We start from the raw sequence: 22,105 nt of genomic DNA, 5'->3' as shown, positions 1-22,105 counted from the left end.
ACTACTTCATATTTATTAAGTTTCGCTTTTCTGTCTTTGGTCGCCGGTCGGTAGTCGGCTTCAATGTTTCTCCCGCACGCTTGCTGCGCCAGTTGAAAATATCGTCCTTATTTAGCGGACGGACATAATCGAACCAGGCAAAAGTAGGAAGACGCAGTTTATCAGGCGGTATCTGGTCCATCGGATACATCGTTCCGTTGGATTTACCGATAAAAAGTCCTTTTTCCATTCTCTTATCCTTCATATAAAGATGCAGCATACTACCTTCCAGACAATTAAATCCGGTCATCGTACTGTCTTTCTCTTCAGGATAAAAAGCTGTCAGCACATTACCGATCACTTCAATATGGCGCATATCTCCATTAACGAAATAGGCTTTCATCTCCTTGCCGGACACTTGATTATAGTGAATAGAGTCTTTCATCTCCACTGTCAACGCCTGGTTGATAATGTGCGCCCAGTCAATCGTGCTGTCATTCATATAAATCTTGATCTGCTCACCAAGCAGTTGCTGTCCGTCATTCCAAAGAATAGGGTCAGTATACATGGTCATACAAGAATCTTTCGAATTATAGACCAGTGAGTCACATACTCCCTGAACATCTGTACGATACATACGTACTTTATGGTAAGCCTTCATCAACCGGTACAAAGAATCGGTATTCAGATTATAGGACACCATCTGCAAAGTATCCCCATGCATATAAAGACTGTCTCCCTGTGAATAATCGATAGCAACAGCACGTTTTGTTGCAAACGCGGAGTCCGTCAATTCATTATAGAAACAATAATCGCCCGTCAGCATATTCTTATTGATGGAGTCTGTCATCTTCACATTATCGAATGCTTCTCCGTAACCGATTATCCGGTCATAGAACAGACTGTCGCCTACAAGTTTCTTCCCCTGATTGGTCAGGACCGAACGGTCCAACAATTCCGCTTGTTCGGTCAATGTGTTATAGAATCCCCGTTCCGAATAGATATGATTATTATCACTGACAATATTGGAAGGTCCGAGAATTACTGCTATTTTGTTTTCGGTATTATACCTCAATGTATCGGAGGTCAACACAAACTTAGGGTTCACCAACTTCACATCATGGTTGAATACCGACTGTTTTGTTGCAGGGCTATATTCGCCCCAATCGGAGGTCAGTACATTCTCTTCATCCATCAAAGTTCCCCCTTCGAAATAATATCCGAGATCGTAGAGACGGTCGTAGTTCAAGCTGTCCGTCAGCAGGGTCGTGTTCCGGTTAATCATCTTCACATTTTCACGAAGTTGCGCAATTTGCGTCATTCCGTCATAATAAAGATAATCACCATAAATGAACAAGGTGTCTCCCTGTTCCATACGCACATTGCTGAAGGCTTCTACGGAGTTGGTTTTCTCAAAAATCAGTGCACTGTCACAGTACATATACATACTGTCATGGCGCAACTTCACGTTACCAATCAACACCTGCACATCCGGACGTGCCAGCTTATCCGCCTGTCCTTCGTCAGCATGGAGCAAGTAAACTTTGGTCTTTTTATTCTCCGGTTGCTTCTTGTTGTCCGATTGTTTCTTATTACCCGCCGGCGTTTTGGTTTTGGGAGCCGTCTTAGACGTATCCGCAGTCGATTTTGTCGAAGCCCCTGCCGTGGGTTTCTGTCCCGTCGGCCTCACTTGTGCCACAAGACATACACCAAACAGGCATAGAAAGCCTATAAGGAGCCATCTATGCCTGTCTTGTTGTTTATTTTTCTTATTCTTTTTCAGCATATAAAGTCAAAGCAAGGTTATATCAGTCATTCTTGACCCAACCCGGATACTTGAAGTCACACTTCTGCCAGTTTTCGTTGATGCGTACATAAGTGTGTTTTTGCTTGTTCAGAATCCATTTCTGCAACACCTCTTCGCGACGCTTATCCATTACGATTTCTTTCAGATCCTGATAGTCTTCCGCGATGGTTGCTTTATGACCATTGATTTTAGTTTTCAATTTCACGATAGCGCATACTTCTTTTCCATCTTTCTCATTAATCATTGTAAAAGCTTTGGAAATCTCGCCAACATTCATCTTATCCACTACCTTAGCAACGTCTTGAGGAAGATCCTGCATCTGGAACTTAGAAGTAGTGATACCTGAATGTTCATTGATGTTCACCATGATACCGTGATTGTTGCGGGTATCCTTATCTTGTGAGATAACGGCAGCGGCATCATCAAATGTGAATTTGTTAGCACGAATATCATCTGCAATAGAATCCAGACGGGCACAAGCCTCGGTCAGTTCTTTTTCCGAGACTTTCGGACGCAACAGGATATGGCGGGTATTAACACGGTCACCACGCTTCTCAATCAACTGGATAATATGGAAACCAAATTCCGATTCTACAATTTTGGAAACTTTCTTCGGGTCCTGCAAGCTGAATGCCACATTCGCATAAGCGGGGTCCATCATACCACGTCCCATAAATCCACATTCACCACCTTTAATGGCAGAAGCCTTATCTTCAGAATACAAACGGGCCAATGTAGAGAAGTCGATTTCTCCTTTTGTCACACGATCCGTATAATCACGCAGTGTCCTCTTTACATCCTCGATTTCCGAAACGGGTATTTTGGGTTGCAAAGTAATAATCTGCACTTCCACCTGTGTAGGAATGTAAGGGATACTATCCTGTGGAAGATCTTTGAAGTAACGGCGTACTTCTGCCGGAGTCACTTTGATATCTCCTGCCAGTTTCTGCTGCATCTTCTGAACCGTCAATCCGTCACGTGCATTATCACGCAAAGTTTCACGAATCTGGGTGGATGTTTTATTGAAATACTCCTCCATTTTCTCTCTGGAACCGATCTGCTGGATGTACATATTGGTCATCATATCCACACGCTGGATGATTTCCGCTTCGGAAACCTCGATACTGTCCAACTTTGCCTGATGCAGGAATAACTTCTGCACAGCAATCTCTTCAGGAATTACACAATAAGGATCGCCTTCGAATCTGCGTCCATTATACAAGGCATCCATACGGGCCTCTTCTACATCTGATTTTAAAATAGCTTCGTCACCTACTACCCAAACTACTTCATCAACCACATTATCTTGTGCATAGGTTGCCACATTAGCAAATATTGCCAGGACAAGGGTAACAACAAATCTAAAGTTCACAAACTTCTTCATTCTTTGTATTTAATAATTATATATAATCTTCTTCTTACTTACCGCCTGCTGATACAAGTCGTTCTTTACCTGTTCCATAAAGCTCACCCGTTTCTGATTTACCAGTAAGTCTTTCACTTCCGAGCGGGCAAATTCATACGGTTTCTCCTCACCAACTCCGCGATAATCGCTCACATTCAGGAAATAATAATAAGCCGTATCTTTCAATTCTACCTGACGGTGTTTGTTTACGTACTCTTCCGGTGCCTCTACTTTCAACGGAATCATGTCCAGGACATCGGTCACGGACACCCATTTATCATAGAAATATTCATATTTCACCGCATTCTGCAAACTATATTTTTCCAGGCTCTCGATAGCATCCTGTTTTTCCGACTTATACCATCTGCGCACATTGTTCAACTGGGGAGCTGTCAACGGCACTTTAATAAACAATCCCTTAATCAACGGACTTTCCAGTTTAAACAATTCCTTGTTTTTGCCGTAATACTCTGCTATCTCGTGTTCGGAAATATCATTCGTCAACTTCTGGCTAATCAACTCCTGCTGATAAGTATGCATTATCAACGCTTTTCGATAATTCTCCACCAGCTTGTCTACATCCACATTATCGGGGATATTGTTCGCAGCTTTCTCATACAATAAAATCTCTTCCGCCCAACTACGAATATAGTGCTCGGTGAAGAGAATGCTATCATCTTTTGACAATCCGACCGGAAGCACGGACATCAAATCTTCTTTATATAAAAAATTACCGTCCACCTCTACCAAAGGAGTCTTTCCTTTGTGGTCGTGCTGTTCCTTGCACGCTCCACAACCAAGAAGGGTAATCAGTAAGAGGACTAATATTCGCATCGGCAACTAAAATCTACTTATTTAAGGTACGAAGATAGTGAATAATCGGTTACATCAGTTATTATTAACTGTTTTTAAAACCTCTTGGTTTATTTCAACCTTACCGGACTCACTCAATTCCCGCATCCAGCACGTGTCAAGATAGCTTCGATAATCCTTTCGAACCCGATCAATTACTTCCCGATAATCATCTGGACCTTTCATTTTTTCGCCTACTACAATAGTAAAAGGATAAGACATCAAAGGATCAAAATCACCCTTCTTAAAAACCAGTTTATCTATATATTTATTGTCTCCGTCGGCAAAAATTCCTTGTTCAACTTGTATCTTTTCCTCCCCGGATGTATTAAAAGTTTGCCGAAGCTTGTCCGCCCACTCTTTTTCCGGCACTTTCTTCAGCATTTTTTTGGCTTGCTTTGCCATCTTTTTATCAACGCAATGAAGCACGACTCCTCTATACCGGGGGCTCTCCCACCGATAATCCGACGAATGAAATTTAAAATAAGTAGCCAATCCCGCCCGGTCATTAGCTGCGGGCAAATCTATTTTCTGACGTGTTATCTCTTCCACCAAATAGTTTTCATCAGATTCCCGCAAGGCATAAGGAATTTCCGGATGCTTTTTATCGATATTCCGGCTTTCATAATCCAGCAATGACTTAGCTATAAATCCTTCCAACTGCCGTTTGACAGCTTGAGGATGAGAAGAGGCAAAATGCGTGAACATAGTTCCGGTGTATGCTTGTCCGTCAATCGTAAACAGGGTTTGTTCTGTACGGCCTTTCGCCAGCAGTTCTTCCATTGCCGCCTGATTGGGAGCATACTGCCATGCTTTTTTCAAGCGTTCGAGCACCGCGCCTGTACCTTTGTCCAAAATCTCCTTGCGCCGTAACCGTTCCATTAACCTGGCACTGACATTTTCGTAAGCAGCTGTTTCCTCCCGATCCATCACTTTCAAGATATGAATCCCTTCAGGAGTGAAAAAGGGCTGCGATGCCATACCTTTTGCCAGAGAGAAAGCAACATTCTCAAACTCGCTCGTTGTTTCCAGACATTCGATCCATCTACTTTGCTTATCATCCGAATATATTTCGACCAAACGGTTAAAGTTCAAATCCGGCTGATTCTGTATCATCCGGTATATAGAATCCATCCGCGTTTTTTCTTCTTCTAAATGCCGGGAAGTGATTGTCTGTGGCAAACGTTTGAAAATCTGCATCACCTGTACCCTGCCGCTACGTGCTTTCAATCCCATCTTCTGATAGATAGCACGGGCACAACTATCCATCACTTGCCTGTCTATCAGATAAGATTCCACCAACTCGGTCCGGCATTTCTCCTGTTGTTTACGAAAAACAGAGGTCGTATCAAGTCCGGCAGCCCTGGCTGCTTCCACTTTCAACTTCGATTGAGCGAAAAGTGCCGCATACTCTTTGGACGAAAGTCTGGCATTTGAACGTTCCGCATAACGGCGGTATGCATATTCAAATTCCGAACGGAGTATCTCTCTTCCGTTAACACGCATCAATACCGGATCTTCCTGTGCAAAGACCGCGACTACAAAGAGAGAAATACATCCCAACAACAGGCTTCTTTTCATCATCATTTTTTATTTTTCAAACAACAAACGGTGAGCAGTGAACACCCTGCTGATTATACAGCCTGTTCACCGTTCACCGTTAATAGTTCACCGTATCTATCTATTATTCCGGACGGCTATAGTTAGGCGATTCACTGGTAATCGTCACGTCGTGCGGATGACTTTCCATTACACCTGCATTGGTAATGCGGGTAAACTTAGCGTCATGAAGTTTCTCAATGTTAGCAGCGCCACAGTATCCCATACCTGCACGCAAACCACCAGTCAGCTGATACACAACTTCGAAAAGCGTACCTTTATAAGGAACACGGGCAGCGATTCCTTCGGGAACAAGCTTCTTCACATCAGCCGTTCCACTCTGGAAGTAGCGGTCTTTCGAACCGTTCTCCATTGCTTCCAATGAACCCATACCACGATAGGATTTGAATTTACGACCATTGAAGATAATAGTGTCACCCGGAGATTCTTCTGTTCCGGCAACCAATGATCCGATCATTACGCAATATCCTCCGGCAGCCAATGCTTTCACCACGTCGCCCGAATAACGCAAACCACCATCGGCAATCAAAGGAATACCTGTACCCTTCAACGCTTTTGCTACATCATAGACAGCCGATAACTGTGGAACACCTACACCGGCAACCACCCGAGTGGTACAGATAGAACCCGGGCCGATACCTACTTTCACAGCATCTGCACCAGCTTCCACCAAAGCTTTGGCAGCTTCTCCGGTAGCAATGTTACCTACCACAATATCAATATTCGGGAAGCGTTTCTTTGCTTCTTTCAGTTTTTCAATCACAAACTTAGAGTGTCCGTGAGCTGTATCAATCACGATTGCATCTGCACCGGCATCCACCAATGCCTGCATACGTTCCAGCGTATCGGCAGTAACACCTACACCGGCAGCTACACGCAGACGCCCTTTGGCGTCTTTGCAAGCCATCGGTTTATCTTTTGCTTTTGTAATATCTTTATAAGTGACAAGACCGATCAACTTTCCGTCCATTCCGACAATCGGAAGTTTCTCAATCTTATGTTTCTGAAGAATCTGTGCAGCAGATTCCAAGTCAGTAGACTGGTTAGTAGTCACCAATCTTTCTTTCGGAGTCATGACAAGATCAATATGTTTTGCCATGTCTCTTTCGAAACGCAAATCTCTGTTGGTTACAATACCCACCAAATAACCTTCATCATCTACCACAGGGATACCACCGATTTTATATTCCGCCATGATGTCCAGTGCATCCTGAACAGTAGAACCTCTTTTAATCGTTACAGGGTCATAAATCATACCATTTTCGGCACGCTTTACGATAGCAACTTGTCTTGCCTGTTCTTCGATAGACATATTTTTGTGAATCACACCGATACCACCTTCACGAGCAATGGCAATCGCCATTTTCGCTTCGGTAACCGTATCCATGGCAGCCGTCACAAAAGGTATTTTTAACTCAATGTTTTTTGAAAACTTAGTCGAGAGATCGACAGTGCGCGGTAAAACTTCAGAATAAGCGGGGATCAACAATACGTCGTCGTAAGTCAACCCATCCATTACAATCTTATCAGCAATAAATGACATAGGGCTATGCGTTTAAAAATTATTGCGTGCAAATATACGGTTTTTATTCAAAACCGCATACCTGCACGCCTATTTTTTTCGCTTTTTTAATTAGCCATTTCAGAGATGAACTTAATACGTACCAAACGAACTTCCTCTTCCGTGAAGTCATCGCCTAATTCGTCAAGCGCATCATCAATCTTATCAGTGGTAGATTCCTTGAAATAATCGTAGATATCAAGCAAATGATCTTCATCCATGATTTCTTCCAGGAAGTAATCTATATTCAGTTTGGTTCCTGAATAAACGATCGCTTCTACCTCGTCCAGCAGTTCACCAAATTCAATCCCTTTGGAAAGAGCGATATCATCTAACGCCACTTTACGGTCAATTGCCTGAATGATAGCTACCTTCATCTTTGATTTATTGGCAACCGTACGTACCCGCAAGTCTTCAGGACGTTCTATTTCATTCTCTTCACAGTGGCGTTTGATTAATTTACAGAACTCTTCACCGTAACGTTTTGCTTTTCCAGCTCCTACGCCCGGTATATTCTGCAACTCGTCCAATGTCACCGGATAAATGGTAGCCATTGCTTCCAAAGACGGGTCCTGGAAGATCACATAAGGCGGTACTTCCAGTTTCTTCGAGAGTTTCTTCCGCAAGTCCTTCAACATGGAATAAAGAGCCGGGTCTACTGCACAGGAGCCACCGCCGCGTGCCGGAACTTCTTCTTCCGTCTCTTCGAAATCGTTGTCCTCGGTAATCTTGAATGACTTCGGTCTCTTCAGGAACTTGTGTCCTTCCTCCGTCACTTTCAGGAGTCCGTAATGCTCCACATCTTTGCTCAAGTAACCTGCAATCAGCGCCTGACGAATCACTGCATTCCATGTCTTATCCTCTTCACCCATACCGGAGCCGAAGACTTCGAGGTCTTCATGCAAATGCGCCTGTACTTCGGAAGTTTCTTTACCTTGTAGTATGTCTATAATATAATCTGCCTTAAAATTTTCTTTCACCGCGATAATCGCTTCAATCACGGCACACAATAACTCTTGAGCCTCCACTTGTTTTTTAGGGTTTAAACAGTTGTCACAATTTCCACAATTTTCTTCCGTATATTCTTCACCGAAATAATGCAGCAACGTCTTGCGTCGGCATACGGAAGATTCGGCATAAGCAGCGGTTTCCAACAGAAGCTGCTTGCCAATTTCCTGCTCTGCCACAGGTTTTCCTTGCATGAACTTTTCCAGTTTCTGCAAGTCTTTGTTTGTATAAAAGGTTATGCACTGACCTTCACCGCCATCTCTACCGGCGCGCCCGGTCTCCTGGTAATACCCTTCCAGACTCTTTGGAATATCGTAGTGAATCACGAACCTCACATCCGGTTTGTCAATTCCCATACCAAAAGCGATAGTCGCTACAATAACGTCCACTTTTTCCATCAGGAAATCATCCTGATTCTTGGTCCTGGTCAACGAATCCATTCCAGCATGATAAGGACGCGCATTGATACCGTTTGCCTGCAGGATTTCAGCAAGTTCCTCCACTTTTTTCCGGCTAAGGCAATAGATAATGCCCGATTTCTCCGGATTGTTTTTGATAAACTTGATAATATCCCTGTCAATATTAGCGGTCTTCGCACGTACCTCATAATAAAGGTTCGGACGGTTGAACGAAGATTTGAAGACTTGGGCATCTACCATTCCCAGATTTTTCTGGATATCATGCTGCACCTTCGGTGTCGCCGTTGCGGTAAGCGCAATCAACGGAGCTTTACCTATTTCATTGATAATAGGACGAATCCGACGGTATTCCGGTCGAAAGTCATGGCCCCATTCAGAAATACAGTGAGCTTCATCCACTGCATAGAACGAAATCTTTACCGAACGCAAAAACTCTACGTTTTCTTCTTTCGTCAGCGACTCCGGCGCTACATATAGCAATTTTGTCTTTCCGGCAAGGATGTCCGACCTCACTTGGTCTATCGCGCCTTTATTTAATGAAGAATTGATAAAATGGGCGACGCCATCTTCTTCACTGAAATTGCGCATTGCATCCACTTGATTCTTCATCAACGCAATGAGCGGAGAAATTACGATTGCCGTACCTTCCATCAAGACCGAAGGTAGCTGATAGCATAAAGATTTCCCGCCACCGGTAGGCATCAGTACAAAGGTATCTTTACCATCGAGCAAGTTATTAATGATCGCTTCCTGGTTTCCCTTGAACTTATTAAATCCGAAATACTTTTTCAGTTCATCTGTTAAATTAATCTTCCCTGCCATCTTAACTAAGGTTGTTTTATTCAGTTCATGGTTTAACTTTAAGTATGTTCTCTTCTTCAAGAGAGCCAAACAAAGTTATAAACAACTTCGTAATTACCAAGCAAAATGCGACTAATATTTTCAAGAAAATACAGTTACGATCATTTTCTGTAGCCTTACTCTTTGATTTTAAGCGGTTTGTAGTCGTGCCATATTCGCTTTTTCCAGTTGCATCTTTGCATAATCCAGCGTCACCTTATACTCTTTTTTGTTCTCTGAAGGGATTTCAAACATGACATCCATCATAATTGTTTCCACAATAGAGCGCAATCCGCGGGCACCTAGCTTATATTCTACCGCCTTGTCGACGATATATTCGAAGACATCATCTTCAAATGTCAGCTTGATACCATCCATTTCAAACAGTTTGATGTACTGTTTGATGATTGAGTTTTTCGGTTCGGTAAGGATCGCACGAAGCGCATCCCGGTCCAGCGGATTCAAATAAGTCAATACCGGAAGACGTCCGATAATTTCTGGAATCAGTCCGAATGACTTCAAATCCTGTGGAGCGATGTACTGCATCATGTTATTCTTGTCTACCGTCGCTGTTTTCTGCGATGCCGTATAACCTACGACATGGGTGTTCAACCGTTGGGCGATCTTCTTCTCGATACCGTCGAACGCACCGCCGCAGATAAAGAGAATATTCTTGGTATTTACCGGAATCATCTTCTGGTCCGGATGCTTACGGCCTCCCTGGGGAGGTACGTTCACCACAGAGCCTTCGAGCAATTTCAGTAATCCCTGCTGTACGCCTTCACCGCTCACGTCGCGAGTGATGGAAGGATTATCTCCTTTACGGGCAATTTTATCGATCTCGTCGATAAACACGATACCCTGTTCAGCTTCAGGTACATTATAATCTGCCACCTGAAGCAAACGGGTTAAAATACTTTCGATATCTTCGCCCACATAACCGGCCTCCGTCAGCACTGTAGCATCTACAATAGTAAACGGCACGTGCAGTAACTTAGCAATCGTGCGTGCAAGCAACGTTTTCCCGGTTCCGGTACTACCCACCATAATAATGTTCGACTTTTCAATCTCCACATCATCACCGCTGTCTTTTTGCAACAAACGTTTATAATGGTTATAGACCGATACGGAAAGGAAGCGTTTCGCATCATCCTGCCCGATCACATACTGGTCGAGGAATTTCTTGATTTCTACCGGTTTGGGCAGTTCTTTTAAGTTGAGCTTGGTAGCTCCTGCACTTTTCTTGCCTTCTCCCAATGCTTCCTGAGTGATCTCATAAGCCTGGGTAGCACAGCTGTCGCAGATGTAACCGTTCATTCCCGTAATCAGGAATCCGACTTCATTCTCCGACCGTCCACAGAAGCTACACCTTTTCTTTGTTTTTGAATCAGCCATTTTTATTTCTTAATCAATACCTCATCAATCATACCGTACTCTTTCGCTTCCTGAGCTGTCATCCAGTAGTCACGGTCAGAGTCCGCCCATACTTTATCGAAATCAGTATGCGAATGATCGGCGATAATCGTATAAAGTTCTTTCTTCAATTTCTGAATCTCACGAGCTGTGATTTCAATGTCCGATGCTTGTCCCTGCGCACCACCCATCGGCTGATGAATCATCACACGTGAGTGAGGCAATGCAGAACGTTTGCCTTCAGCACCGGCAACCAGCAATACGGCTGCCATTGAAGCTGCCATACCTGTACAGATGGTAGCAACATCGCTTGAAATAAACTGCATCGTATCATAAATGCCCAGTCCGGCATATACACTTCCGCCCGGAGAGTTGATATAGATAGAGATATCCTTACCCGGATCCACAGAATCCAGATACAACAACTGTGCCTGGAGCGTATTAGCTGTATAGTCATCAACTTGTGTACCAAGGAAAATGATGCGGTCCATCATCAAACGGGAGAAAACGTCGAGTTGAGTTACGTTCAACTGTCTTTCTTCCAGAATATAGGGATTCAAATACCCGGCCTGCGACTTAATCACATCATCCAATACCATGCCATTCATTCCTAAATGCTTGGTTGCGTATTTTCTAAAATCATCCATGTTAATTGTTCCTTTCTTATAAATTAAAAATAAACGTAAGTACAAAGAAACGAAAAAGAATACAGAGACACAAAAAAACACAGAGTTATAATTTTATAAAAACTCTGTGTTTCTGTGACTTTATATTTTATTCAACCGAATGATTACTCAAACATTTTATTGAATTCTTCGATCGAAACGTTCTTGTTCTCCAAAGTAACCTGTGCTTTCAGAGCAGCAGCAAGCTTCACTTCTACCACACGACTTACCAAATTATTGATAGTTTCTTTCTTCTTCAACATTTCCTGTGCATAGTTGTCAAGCACATCGTCAGGAATAGACAACATACCGTATTGAGCAAACTGTGCCTTTGTTGTTTCTCTAGCCATCTTCAGAACATCTTCCTGTTCTACTTTGATATCGTTTGCTTCAACCAACTGTTCCTTAATCAGGTGCCAAGTCAGTTCTTCAATGCTCTTATCATAGTTTTCAGCAACATATTCTTCTCCCTTTTCTTCGTTGTTCAGCAACATGATACGTTTCAGCAGGGCATCAGAGAATTCCAGTTTACCTACTTTTTCCATCATCACCTTGCGAATGTCGATCAGGAATTTATAATCGCTGTCAGCCACAAATCTAGCTGCGATTTCTTCTTTAATCTTAGCGCGGAATTCTTCTTCAGTCTTCACAACACCTTCGCCGAATGCCTGGTCGAATACTTCCTGAGTCAATTCACCCGGAACAAAACGAGTGATTTCTTCTACCTGGAAGCTGAAATCAGACTTCACGTCTTTTGCAATTTCCTTGTCAATCTTCAACAAAGAACCCAGTTCGGCAGCATGTCCGTCATAAGCCACATTCGGATTGAACACCAATACATCATTTACTTTTGCATTAGCAAAAATAGCTTTCTGATCGTCGTTCTTCATGTAAGCAGGCATCAATACTGCAGCTTCTACCTGGATACCACCTTCTTTTGTGTTGCCTTCTTCGTCCAACTGTGCCAGCAGACCTTTCAGCATATCATTATCTTCGTAAGCGTCTACCTTATCATACTTGCCAGTGCGTTGAGTATACATCTTCACCTGGTTGTCGATCATTTCGTCAGAAACTTCGATAGTATAATAATCTACTTTATCTTTAGCACTTACTTCTGCTTTAAATTCAGGTGCCAAAGCGATGTCGAATACGAAATCGAATTCTTCCATTGTATCGAAATCAATATTCTGTTGCTTTTCTTCGTTAGGCAACGGCTCGCCCAACATATTCACCTTATTTTCTTTAATATAATTGTAAACAGCTTCTTGCAGTGCTTTATTCACAACCTCTGCAATTACCGACTTACCATACATCTTTTTAATAAGACTTGTCGGAACCATACCTTTACGGAATCCCGGAATCTGTGCCTTCTGACGGAGTGATTTCAACTCTTTGTCTACTTTCTCCTGATAATCGGCTTTCTCAAGCTTTACAGTAAGCTCTGCGCTTACTTTGTCAATGTTTTGTAATGAAACGTTCATTCTGACAATTATTTATTTGATTTATACTTTGTTCTATACTCAAAGAGGGTGCAAAATTAGTGCTAATCTTTCAAATTTCAAAAGACATTGCAGATTTATTTCAGCAACGCCACCCATCTTTCACACATCTTTTATCGATATTTCACTGATATTCCATCTATAAACAAGATAAAATCACCATCAACACCCACCCCGCCAGGTTCCCCCGGCCTACTTTTTTTCTGATAATCCGCAAATTAACTTTCCAAAAAGATGGTTAATCCAAAAATTATTCTTTTCTTTGTTGCGGATTGATGGACCATTAGTTTCTCGATTTGATTACAAGGTTTTTACTTCCGTTACCAAAACGCATTTGTAAACTCTCTGTCGTTTTAATCTTTTTATTAGTAACCATCTATCCAGAGAGTTTTATTCATTTATTTATTTTTTATCATTTTCATTATGAACATTTATGTTGGAAACCTTAACTACCGTGTTAAGGAAGGAGATCTGCAACAAGTGATGGAAGATTACGGAGCAGTATCATCAGTTAAAGTTGTTATGGACCGTGAAACCGGTAAATCCAAAGGATTCGCTTTCATCGAAATGGAAGACGACGCTGCAGCTGCAAAAGCTATTGCTGAATTGAACGGAGCTGAATACATGGGCCGTACAATGGTAGTTAAAGAAGCTAGACCTAGAGCTTAATTGCCGACGCTAACATAGCTAAGAAAAAAAAGAAACTTCTGTCACCCGATGACAGAAGTTTTTTTATTACCCTTCCATTCCTTGCATTTCGACGTCCTTCACCTTACGGAGCAAGTCTGAAGCAAAGATAAAGTTATTCAGTCGCTCATTGGTAGAAGTAAAGATATCATCTTTCGTACCTTCCCACTCTTTATGTCCCTCATAAATATAAATCACCTTCTCACCAATTCCCAATACAGAGTTCATATCATGCGTATTGATAATGGTCGTCATGTTATATTCCTGCGTAATATCGTGGATCAGATCATCAATCACCAATGACGTTTTCGGGTCCAGCCCCGAGTTCGGCTCATCGCAAAACAGATATTGCGGATTCAAGGCAATCGCACGCGCAATAGCCACACGCTTCTGCATACCACCACTGATTTCTCCCGGAAACTTATCTTTCGCTTCCCCCAGATTCACACGATCCAGACAGAACATCGCCCGTTTGATCCGGTCACGCAAGATATCGTTGCTAAACATATTCAGTGGAAACATCACATTATCAAATACGGTCATAGAGTCAAAAAGAGCCGCACTCTGGAAAATCATTCCCATTTCCTTGCGAAGCATCTTCTTCTCCTTTTTCCCCATCAGGACAAGGTTACGTCCGTCATACAAGACTTCCCCTTTCTCCGGAGTTAGCAATCCTACAATACATTTCATCAACACCGTCTTACCGGAACCACTCTGACCGATAATCAAGTTTGTCTTTCCATTTGCAAAGTCAGCATTGATATCACTCAATACTGTCTTGTCATCAAATGATTTATAAAGTCCTTTAATCTCAATCATCCCATCAAAAGTTTAGTTAATATCAAGTCTGAAAACAGAATTAATACACTGCTGGATACTACGGCATCCGTAGAAGCCTTTCCTACAGCAATCGAACCTCCCTCTACCGTGTATCCGAAGAAAGCGGACACACTTGCAATTATAAACGCAAAAAAGAGGGATTTGATGATACCCGCCCAGATAAACCATTCGTTAAACATATACTGCAAACCATATTCGAGATCGACAGCATTCATAACCCCGGCAAACCAACACGTGCAAAAGGCACCGATGATTCCGGCAAAGATACTAAACGTCACTAGAATAGGAATAACAGTCACCATCGCCGTAATCTTAGGCAAAATCAGGTAGTTCGCCGAATTGATACCCATAATTTCGAGCGCATCAATCTGTTGCGTCACCCGCATCGTTCCTAATTCCGAAGCGATATTCGACCCGACTTTTCCGGCAAGAATCAAACACATGATGGAAGAAGAAAATTCCAGCAACATAATTTCACGTGTCACATATCCCACTGTCCAGCGGGGCATCCATGGACTTTCGATATTCAACTTAATCTGGATGGTAATCACTGCGCCGATGAAAAACGAAATCAACAGCACAATACCGATGGAGTTCACACCTAGCTGCTCCAACTCGTTAAGGTATTGCCGGAAGAACATACGCATACGTTCGGGGCGGGAAAAAGTCCGACCCATCAGCATGAAATATCTCCCGACGGTTCTCAATGCTTTTATCATAACTCACACTATTTGTCTGCAAATGTACATTATTTCAGCTTATTTTTACTACATTTGCCGCAAAATAACTAGAATATGGAAGAAAGCAAGATGGTGCTCCGCACGGAAGACCTGGTTAAGAAGTACGGTAAACGAACCGTTGTAAGCCACGTTTCCATCAATGTGAAGCAAGGTGAGATTGTAGGTTTGCTGGGACCGAACGGTGCCGGTAAGACGACTTCATTCTATATGACTGTAGGGCTGATTACTCCTAATGAAGGACGTATTTTCCTCGATGACCTGGAGATTACCAAATATCCGGTTTACAAACGCGCACAAACGGGAATCGGCTACCTTGCACAGGAAGCTTCCGTTTTCCGCCAGATGAGCGTGGAAGATAATATCGCCTCTGTACTGGAAATGACCAACAAGCCCAAAGAATATCAAAAAGAGAAACTCGAAAGCCTGATTGCAGAGTTCCGTCTGCAAAAGGTACGCAAAAATAAAGGTAACCAGTTGTCGGGAGGTGAGCGCCGCCGTACAGAGATTGCCCGTTGTCTTGCCATCGACCCCAAATTCATCATGCTTGACGAACCTTTTGCCGGTGTCGACCCGATTGCCGTAGAAGATATCCAGCAAATTGTATGGAAACTGAAAGACAAGAATATCGGAATCCTGATTACCGACCACAACGTACAAGAAACGCTTAGTATCACAGACCGCGCCTATCTGCTGTTCGAAGGAAAGATCCTTTTCCAGGGAACACCGGAAGAATTATCGGAAAATCAGATTGTACGTGAAAAATACTTGAGTAACAGCTTCGTGTTACGCCGAAAAGATTTCCAGTTGGAAAAATAAGTCTACTACAAAGTAATACAAGATCTCACAGAGATATATTTAGGGATATTCAGTAAATGTTCCTCTTTCTAAAAAATCAAGAGAAAAGCTTTGCTTTACGTGAGCTTTTCTCTTGATTTTTTCGTTCAACTCTCCCAATCTTCTATCTTTTTTGTATAATATTGTTTACATATTCTTGTTTTTCCTTCCCCCCCTTGCATTATGTACATGTCTTTTTTAGGGGAAGTTAAAACCTCTCCTGTTTTTCCTGTTATTTTAGTCAGATTATGCTGCCTTTCTTTTTTTCTTTTCGACCTTTTCTATCATACATACCGCATTGGCTGTATGTATCCCAAAGAAAATCCAAAGTACTTCCGTTTTCCTGTTTCTAGCTTTTATCCTGGCCAATGAGTAATGTTGTTTCTGCGTTCCAAAATTTCCTTCCAGGCGGGTAGCTCTTTCACGGCTGAGTTCCGACCGTAAGATCTTACGAAGCGGCTCATCTTTGGCAGCTCTGCCCTTACGCTTAAAGGAAGTACTTATATGATATTTTGTACAAAATTTCCGGTTGGCATTATTGGCATAGATTGAATCCGCCGCAAGCGCCTTAACCCTAACCCCGGTCAGTTGTTGTTGCAGATGAATACAGTCTTTCAAACGTACTCCTTCGTTAAAAGCCTTAAAGGAGATATGTTCTATAAAGGAGATTCCGTCTATCTGTATATTGTTGACTTTGGCTCCGAATTCAACGGATTTGGTTTCCTTGCCTCTGATAATGGGGCGAAGGTAATGCCGGTCGATACTCACGATACGGTTGGACACTTTTTTGCCTGCAAATAAATTTTTCCCTTGCTCAAGGACTGTCTGTATGACCGAGAAACGTCTTTGGTAATCAGAGGATAGTGTAAGCCTGTTCCTGTAGGATGAATGAAGCTGCTCCAGCTGGTCAAGTAACTTTTCCAATAACTGAAGTAACCTTCGTGTAATCATACGAGTCTGTGATTTCTTGCGTTTACGCAGTTTGCTATAAGCAAGATAGGCACGGCGTACATCAAGATACTTGTTACGGGGACGTTGTATGTGCAAGGTCTGGCAATGTTTGCACAGATGACGATGAAGCCATACAATACCTTCCCATAAGAGTTTGGTATCAGTAGGAAAACGCAGATGACTTTCATAACAGGTGGCATCGGTCATACAGACATGAAGGTTCTCAAGATAAGGTTTCCAATGATCGGCAAGAATGAGCTGGAGGGACTCAATATCAAGGCGATCCGCTAGTTCCTGACGAATTGCACTGACGATTTTAGGATTGGTCAGTGGATGAAGCGGATCAATCTGAACACCACAAAATAACTGGTAATGAATATTACCGTTTAAATGCTCAATCAGTTGTGCATCGGAAAAGTTGGTATAGGACTTCAAGACCATCAAGGCTATTTTACCTTCGGGAGAAAAATAACTTTTACGACCCAAAGGAGAGGACTTCAAATGCATTTGTCGGGCCAGTTCCGAGAAAGGGAACAGAGAATGGAGTCGACCTAATTCACTCGTTGCAAAACTTTGACGATATTTTTTTAGCATATCGAACTCAGTAAAACCTAAACGAGGTTCGATTTCTGAGATTTTTTGTATCTTTACCATGTGTTTTTATTTTTAATTCCCCCCGTTTTGGCCGTCAAACCGTTTTTGGGGGGGAATGCTTAAAGATACAAAAAGAGGTTGTGTCAAAACGCTGACACAGCCTTTTTTTATGCGCAAAGCCCAGACTTTCTCAAGCCCGGGCTTTGTTATTACCCAAAGTTTTCGTATCTTTAGGTATAAAGTTTTTCGTTATGGCAAAGTTACATTTTCGTCCTTACATTCCCAACCAAACCGTTCTTTTTCCACAAAGAATTGATGAAAACATAGCTGCGACCGACCCGGTCCGCATCGTGAATGCTGTTATTGACAATCTCAATCTTGAGAGTTTCAAGAAGCTTTATAAGGAAACGGGCCGTTGTCCTTATCATCCTAAAATGATGCTTAAGGTGATAATCTACGCCTACATGAATAATATCTATTCTTGCCGTAAAATAGAGAAGCACCTCCTTCGTGACATTCATTATATTTGGCTTGCCGGTAATGAGCATCCGGATTTTATCACGATCAACCGTTTTCGTAACCGTGTAAAGGAGGAAATAAATAATGTATTTACCCAGTTGGTTCTTGTCCTTGCCGATAAAGGTTTCATCAGCCTTGATGTGGAGTATATCGACGGCACCAAGATTGAATCCAAAGCCAACAAATATACTTTTGTCTGGCGCAAGACAGTCGAACGGAACCGTACGAGACTAATGGATAAAATCCGTATTCTCTTGGAACAGGTGGATGAAGCCATTGCACAGGAGAACTCTATAAAAGACACATCCGTGGAGTTTACTCCCTGCAGGCTCTCTGACATAGTGGATGAACTTAAAGAAGCCCTGGAACGCCAGCCTGCAACAAAGGATAAGGAAGAAAAGAAAGCCCTGCGCAAAAAGAAGAAGCAGGTCATGGAACTTGAAGGGTATCGTGACAAGCTGATAGAATACGACAATCACCTTGATACCCTTGGAGAACGTAACTCCTATTCCAAGACCGATCCTGGTGCCACATTCATGCGCATGAAAGAAGATGCCATGAAGAACGGGCAGACCAAACCCGGATATAATCTGCAAATAGGTACTGAAAACCAATTCATCACAGACTTCCGTCTGTTTCCCAACCCTACCGATACACTGACCCTCATACCTTTTTTCCACTCTTTCCAGTACCGCTATAACCGTTTACCGAATATCTGTGTGGCAGACTCCGGTTACGGTTCGGAAGAAAATTACCGGTTCATGCAGGAGAATGGGATAGAAGCCTTCATCAAGTATAATTACTTCCATAAAGAACAGCGTCCTCGTTATACTCCCAACCCATTCCATGCCGAAAGTCTCCATTACAATGCCCAAGAGGATTATTACGTTTGTCCTATGGGACAGCACATGAACCGTATAGGAACCAAACGTGACAAGACAGCGAGCGGATACATCATCGAAAGTGCCCGGTATAAAGCAAAAAGATGCGAAGGTTGCCCTTTGCGTGGCAGTTGTTTTAAAGCTCGGGGGAACCGTATTATAGAAGTCAACCACCGATTAAATCAATACAAACGGCAGGCACGGGAAAGGTTGCTCTCAGAAGAAGGTATCAAGCATAGAGGCAGGAGGTGTATAGAACCAGAGGCTGTGTTTGGACAAATGAAATACAACATGGCATACAGAAGATTCCGGCATGTGGGAGAAGACAAGGTTACAATGGACTTTGCTTTCTTTGCTATAGCCTTTAATATCAAAAAAATGTGTGCTAAACTGATAAAAGAAGGAAAGGGGCTCATTACAGTTGCCAAATATATGTTTATGGGACTATTTATAACCCGATATAATTGGAATATAGCAACTTGTTGCCAAATGCATGAGGAAAAAGCAGCATAGCCAAAAGAAAATATAGCAGAACTGTAAAATATAAAAGAGGTTGTGCCAACGTTTTGACACAACCTCTAAATTTTATTATTTTAGGAATATCCCTATTTATAAAAAGACACGGATTGTCTCTATATATATTCTATATAATTGAGACAATCCGTGTCTTTTTTATTTATTTCTGTCGAATATAAATATTAACCGGAGTACCTGTCAGATTCCATTTCTCACGCATCTTATTTTCGAGGAAACGTTTGTATGGCTCTTTCACATACTGCGGTAAGTTGGCGAAATATACAAATGAAGGCACCTGTGTATTCGGCAACTGTGTGATATATTTAATTTTGATATACTTACCTTTATTTGAAGGAGGCGGATAAGCCTCGATCAACGGAAGCATTTCTTCATTCAAACGTGCGGTCGGGATTTTTGTCGTCCGGTTCTCATACACACTACGTGCTTCTTCAAGCACTTTCAGAATACGTTGCTTAGTCAGTGCAGAAGCAAAGATGATCGGGAAATCGACAAACGGAGCAAAACGCGAGCGAACAGCTTCCTCAAACGCTTTCTGTACTTTCACAGATTTATCTTCCACCAAATCCCACTTATTTATAACAACTACCAGACCTTTCTGATTCTTCTGAATCAGAGAGAAGATATTCAAGTCCTGCCCCTCAACACCTCTTGTAGCATCCAACATCAGAATACAAACATCCGAACCTTCGATAGAACGAATCGAACGAACGACTGAATAATATTCCAAGTCTTCATTTACCTTGTTTTTCTTACGGATACCCGCTGTATCCACCAGGTAAAAATCAAATCCGAATTTATTGTAACGAGTATAGATAGAGTCGCGGGTAGTTCCGGCAATCTCTGTTACGATATTACGTTCTTCCCCAATAAATGCATTTACAATGGAAGACTTTCCGGCGTTCGGACGTCCTACCACAGCAAAACGGGGAATATCATCATCCAGGATTTCTGATGATTCTTTCTTGAAATTGCTGACAATCAAGTCCATCAAATCACCCGTACCACTTCCTGTCATGGCAGAAACGCAATACGGATCGCCCAATCCCAGTTTATAGAATTCGGGAGCGTTATATTGCAAATCGTGATTATCTGTTTTATTGGCAACCATAATCACCGGACTATTAGCACGACGCAGAATAGCAGCTACCTGCATATCCAAGTCAGTCACTCCATTCATCACATCCACTACAAACAGAATGACATCCGCTTCTTCCACAGCCAATAATACCTGCTTACGGATTTCCTCTTCAAAGACATCATCCGAGTTGACCACCCATCCACCGGTGTCAACCACAGAGAATTCACGGCCCAGCCACTCAGACTTGCCATATTGTCTGTCGCGGGTTGTACCCGCTTCTTCATTCACAATAGCCTGACGAGTCTTCGTCAGACGGTTAAATAAGGTAGACTTGCCCACATTCGGGCGTCCTACAATTGCAACTAAATTACCCATAGTTCAATACCTTGTTTTTTCACGACTATCACAGTCGCATGAATACTCTTAATCTAACTGATAACCAAAATTGCGGAGTTCCTTATCCGAACTACGCCAATCCTTATCCACTTTCACATACGTTTCGAGGAAAATAGTCTTTCCAAAGAAACGTTCCAGTTCACGGCGAGCCTCGGTAGCCACCTTCTTCAACGCCTTTCCCTGTTTACCGATAATGATTCCTTTCTGCGAATCACGTTCCACGTTAATCACCGCCCGAATATGAATCTTCTTCGGTTCTTCCTTAAACTCTTCCACGACAACCTCCACCGAATAGGGAATCTCTTTATCGTAGTAGAGCAGAATCTTTTCCCGGATAATCTCATTCACGAAGAAACGGGCAGGCTTATCCGTCCACTGATCCTTTCCAAAATAAGGAGGAGAATCGGGCAGCAGTTCTTTGATCCGCTTCATCACATAGTCTACATTGAACTTTGATGTAGCAGAAATCGGAATAATTTCGGCTTGGGGAAGCAACTCTTTCCATTCTTCCACCAGCTTTACCAGTTTTTCCTGATCTGTAAGATCTATCTTATTGATGAGCAAGAGAACAGGCACCGTCATCTGACGCACCTTTTCCATAAACTCATTATTCTTATCCGGCGTCTCCACCACGTCCGTTACATAAAGCAAGATATCCGCATCCGTCAATGCCGAAGTAGAAAAATTCAGCATAGACTCCTGTAGCTTATAATTGGGCTTCAACACACCCGGAGTATCAGAAAAAACAATCTGCATCTCATCCGTATTATAGATTCCCATAATCCGGTGACGAGTAGTCTGCGCTTTGAAGGTAGCGATCGAAATACGTTCGCCCACCAAGACATTCATCAATGTCGACTTTCCGACATTCGGATTTCCTACGATGTTTACAAAACCTGCTTTATGCATTTCTCTTTATTTTATTGGTTGAGACAAAAAAACGCATCGAATCGAAATAGGATGCGTTTTTGAGTGTTATA

At 42.4% G+C, this 22,105-nt stretch carries 17 protein-coding genes; 3 read left to right on the top strand and 14 right to left on the bottom strand.

Annotated elements, in window-relative coordinates; all coding sequences use genetic code 11:
* Position 1: 1 nt before the first annotated feature.
* The 9 genes from Bovatus_RS19410 to tig all read right to left on the bottom strand — a co-directional run bounded on the left by Bovatus_RS19410 (position 2) and on the right by tig (position 13,050).
* Complete coding sequence (locus tag Bovatus_RS19410) at positions 2-1,765, bottom strand: OstA-like protein (protein ID WP_004297173.1); 1,764 nt, start codon at positions 1,763-1,765, stop codon at positions 2-4.
* A gap of 22 nt (positions 1,766-1,787) precedes the next feature.
* Positions 1,788-3,170: a peptidylprolyl isomerase gene (locus tag Bovatus_RS19405; protein ID WP_004297172.1), complete on the bottom strand. Its 1,383-nt coding sequence runs from the start codon at positions 3,168-3,170 to the stop codon at positions 1,788-1,790.
* Positions 3,171-3,179: 9 nt separating this feature from the next.
* The gene (locus Bovatus_RS19400) at positions 3,180-4,025 is read right to left on the bottom strand and encodes a hypothetical protein (protein WP_004297171.1); all 846 of its coding nucleotides are present in this window, start codon (positions 4,023-4,025) and stop codon (positions 3,180-3,182) included.
* A gap of 54 nt (positions 4,026-4,079) precedes the next feature.
* Positions 4,080-5,624: a peptidylprolyl isomerase gene (locus Bovatus_RS19395; protein ID WP_004323569.1), complete on the bottom strand. Its 1,545-nt coding sequence runs from the start codon at positions 5,622-5,624 to the stop codon at positions 4,080-4,082.
* Positions 5,625-5,727: 103 nt separating this feature from the next.
* The gene (gene guaB, locus Bovatus_RS19390; protein WP_004297169.1) at positions 5,728-7,206 is read right to left on the bottom strand and encodes an IMP dehydrogenase; all 1,479 of its coding nucleotides are present in this window, start codon (positions 7,204-7,206) and stop codon (positions 5,728-5,730) included.
* Positions 7,207-7,292: 86 nt separating this feature from the next.
* Entirely contained in the window at positions 7,293-9,473 is a 2,181-nt protein-coding gene (gene recQ, locus Bovatus_RS19385) for a DNA helicase RecQ (RefSeq protein ID WP_004305598.1), read from the bottom strand.
* Positions 9,474-9,641: 168 nt separating this feature from the next.
* A complete protein-coding gene (gene clpX, locus Bovatus_RS19380) occupies positions 9,642-10,886 on the bottom strand; it encodes an ATP-dependent Clp protease ATP-binding subunit ClpX (protein ID WP_004297166.1) in 1,245 nt (414 codons plus the stop codon).
* Positions 10,887-10,888: 2 nt separating this feature from the next.
* Positions 10,889-11,551 (bottom strand): ATP-dependent Clp endopeptidase proteolytic subunit ClpP, encoded by a 663-nt coding sequence (clpP, locus tag Bovatus_RS19375; protein WP_004297164.1) that lies wholly within the window; start codon positions 11,549-11,551, stop codon positions 10,889-10,891.
* Positions 11,552-11,694: 143 nt separating this feature from the next.
* Positions 11,695-13,050: a trigger factor gene (tig, locus tag Bovatus_RS19370; protein WP_004297162.1), complete on the bottom strand. Its 1,356-nt coding sequence runs from the start codon at positions 13,048-13,050 to the stop codon at positions 11,695-11,697.
* A gap of 441 nt (positions 13,051-13,491) precedes the next feature.
* Between tig and Bovatus_RS19365 the strand changes: the two genes are divergently transcribed.
* A complete protein-coding gene (locus tag Bovatus_RS19365) occupies positions 13,492-13,737 on the top strand; it encodes an RNA recognition motif domain-containing protein (RefSeq protein ID WP_004297160.1) in 246 nt (81 codons plus the stop codon).
* A gap of 66 nt (positions 13,738-13,803) precedes the next feature.
* Here Bovatus_RS19365 and Bovatus_RS19360 read toward each other — a convergent pair whose 3' ends face one another.
* Complete coding sequence (locus Bovatus_RS19360) at positions 13,804-14,574, bottom strand: ABC transporter ATP-binding protein (RefSeq protein WP_004297155.1); 771 nt, start codon at positions 14,572-14,574, stop codon at positions 13,804-13,806.
* Positions 14,571-15,314 carry an MlaE family ABC transporter permease gene (locus Bovatus_RS19355; RefSeq protein WP_004297154.1) on the bottom strand — a complete coding sequence of 248 codons (744 nt, stop codon included), beginning with the start codon at positions 15,312-15,314 and terminating at the stop codon, positions 14,571-14,573. The genes Bovatus_RS19360 and Bovatus_RS19355 overlap by 4 nt, the downstream gene beginning before the upstream one ends.
* A gap of 75 nt (positions 15,315-15,389) precedes the next feature.
* Here Bovatus_RS19355 and lptB point away from each other — a divergent pair, with 75 nt between their 5' ends.
* Positions 15,390-16,151, top strand: a complete 762-nt coding sequence (gene lptB, locus Bovatus_RS19350; protein ID WP_004297152.1) for an LPS export ABC transporter ATP-binding protein — start codon at positions 15,390-15,392, stop codon at positions 16,149-16,151.
* A 264-nt stretch (positions 16,152-16,415) separates the two neighbouring features.
* Here the strand turns inward: lptB and Bovatus_RS19345 are convergent, their stop codons facing one another.
* Entirely contained in the window at positions 16,416-17,774 is a 1,359-nt protein-coding gene (locus Bovatus_RS19345; protein ID WP_004297151.1) for a transposase, read from the bottom strand.
* Between the two features lie 191 nt (positions 17,775-17,965).
* On the opposite strand from Bovatus_RS19345, the gene Bovatus_RS19340 reads away from it, so the two are divergent.
* Positions 17,966-19,627, top strand: a complete 1,662-nt coding sequence (locus Bovatus_RS19340) for an IS1182-like element ISBf3 family transposase (RefSeq protein ID WP_004296258.1) — start codon at positions 17,966-17,968, stop codon at positions 19,625-19,627.
* A gap of 163 nt (positions 19,628-19,790) precedes the next feature.
* On the opposite strand, the gene der is transcribed toward Bovatus_RS19340, so the two are convergent.
* Together der and era are read right to left on the bottom strand one after the other, a co-directional pair.
* Positions 19,791-21,104 carry a ribosome biogenesis GTPase Der gene (gene der, locus Bovatus_RS19335; protein WP_004297149.1) on the bottom strand — a complete coding sequence of 438 codons (1,314 nt, stop codon included), beginning with the start codon at positions 21,102-21,104 and terminating at the stop codon, positions 19,791-19,793.
* 48 nt (positions 21,105-21,152) lie between these two features.
* A complete protein-coding gene (gene era / locus Bovatus_RS19330) occupies positions 21,153-22,034 on the bottom strand; it encodes a GTPase Era (protein WP_004297147.1) in 882 nt (293 codons plus the stop codon).
* Between the last annotated feature and the right edge of the window lie 71 nt (positions 22,035-22,105).

This window comes from Bacteroides ovatus, assembly GCF_001314995.1.
GTDB classification, from domain to species: Bacteria; Bacteroidota; Bacteroidia; order Bacteroidales; family Bacteroidaceae; genus Bacteroides; species Bacteroides ovatus.
Note: the sequence above shows the minus strand (reverse complement) of the source record. Positions and strands in the feature narration are given on the sequence as shown.

What these genes read in the sequence shown, in the direction of transcription:
- Bovatus_RS19410 (WP_004297173.1), bottom strand. Translation starts at nt 1,765, where the DNA reads ATGCTGAAAAAGAATAAGAAAAATAAACAACAAGACAGGCATAGATGG.
- Bovatus_RS19405 (WP_004297172.1), bottom strand. Translation starts at nt 3,170, where the DNA reads ATGAAGAAGTTTGTGAACTTTAGATTTGTTGTTACCCTTGTCCTGGCA.
- Bovatus_RS19400 (WP_004297171.1), bottom strand. Translation starts at nt 4,025, where the DNA reads ATGCGAATATTAGTCCTCTTACTGATTACCCTTCTTGGTTGTGGAGCG.
- Bovatus_RS19395 (WP_004323569.1), bottom strand. Translation starts at nt 5,624, where the DNA reads ATGAAAAGAAGCCTGTTGTTGGGATGTATTTCTCTCTTTGTAGTCGCG.
- guaB (WP_004297169.1), bottom strand. Translation starts at nt 7,206, where the DNA reads ATGTCATTTATTGCTGATAAGATTGTAATGGATGGGTTGACTTACGAC.
- recQ (WP_004305598.1), bottom strand. Translation starts at nt 9,473, where the DNA reads ATGGCAGGGAAGATTAATTTAACAGATGAACTGAAAAAGTATTTCGGA.
- clpX (WP_004297166.1), bottom strand. Translation starts at nt 10,886, where the DNA reads ATGGCTGATTCAAAAACAAAGAAAAGGTGTAGCTTCTGTGGACGGTCG.
- clpP (WP_004297164.1), bottom strand. Translation starts at nt 11,551, where the DNA reads ATGGATGATTTTAGAAAATACGCAACCAAGCATTTAGGAATGAATGGC.
- tig (WP_004297162.1), bottom strand. Translation starts at nt 13,050, where the DNA reads ATGAACGTTTCATTACAAAACATTGACAAAGTAAGCGCAGAGCTTACT.
- Bovatus_RS19365 (WP_004297160.1), top strand. Translation starts at nt 13,492, where the DNA reads ATGAACATTTATGTTGGAAACCTTAACTACCGTGTTAAGGAAGGAGAT.
- Bovatus_RS19360 (WP_004297155.1), bottom strand. Translation starts at nt 14,574, where the DNA reads ATGATTGAGATTAAAGGACTTTATAAATCATTTGATGACAAGACAGTA.
- Bovatus_RS19355 (WP_004297154.1), bottom strand. Translation starts at nt 15,314, where the DNA reads ATGATAAAAGCATTGAGAACCGTCGGGAGATATTTCATGCTGATGGGT.
- lptB (WP_004297152.1), top strand. Translation starts at nt 15,390, where the DNA reads ATGGAAGAAAGCAAGATGGTGCTCCGCACGGAAGACCTGGTTAAGAAG.
- Bovatus_RS19345 (WP_004297151.1), bottom strand. Translation starts at nt 17,774, where the DNA reads ATGGTAAAGATACAAAAAATCTCAGAAATCGAACCTCGTTTAGGTTTT.
- Bovatus_RS19340 (WP_004296258.1), top strand. Translation starts at nt 17,966, where the DNA reads ATGGCAAAGTTACATTTTCGTCCTTACATTCCCAACCAAACCGTTCTT.
- der (WP_004297149.1), bottom strand. Translation starts at nt 21,104, where the DNA reads ATGGGTAATTTAGTTGCAATTGTAGGACGCCCGAATGTGGGCAAGTCT.
- era (WP_004297147.1), bottom strand. Translation starts at nt 22,034, where the DNA reads ATGCATAAAGCAGGTTTTGTAAACATCGTAGGAAATCCGAATGTCGGA.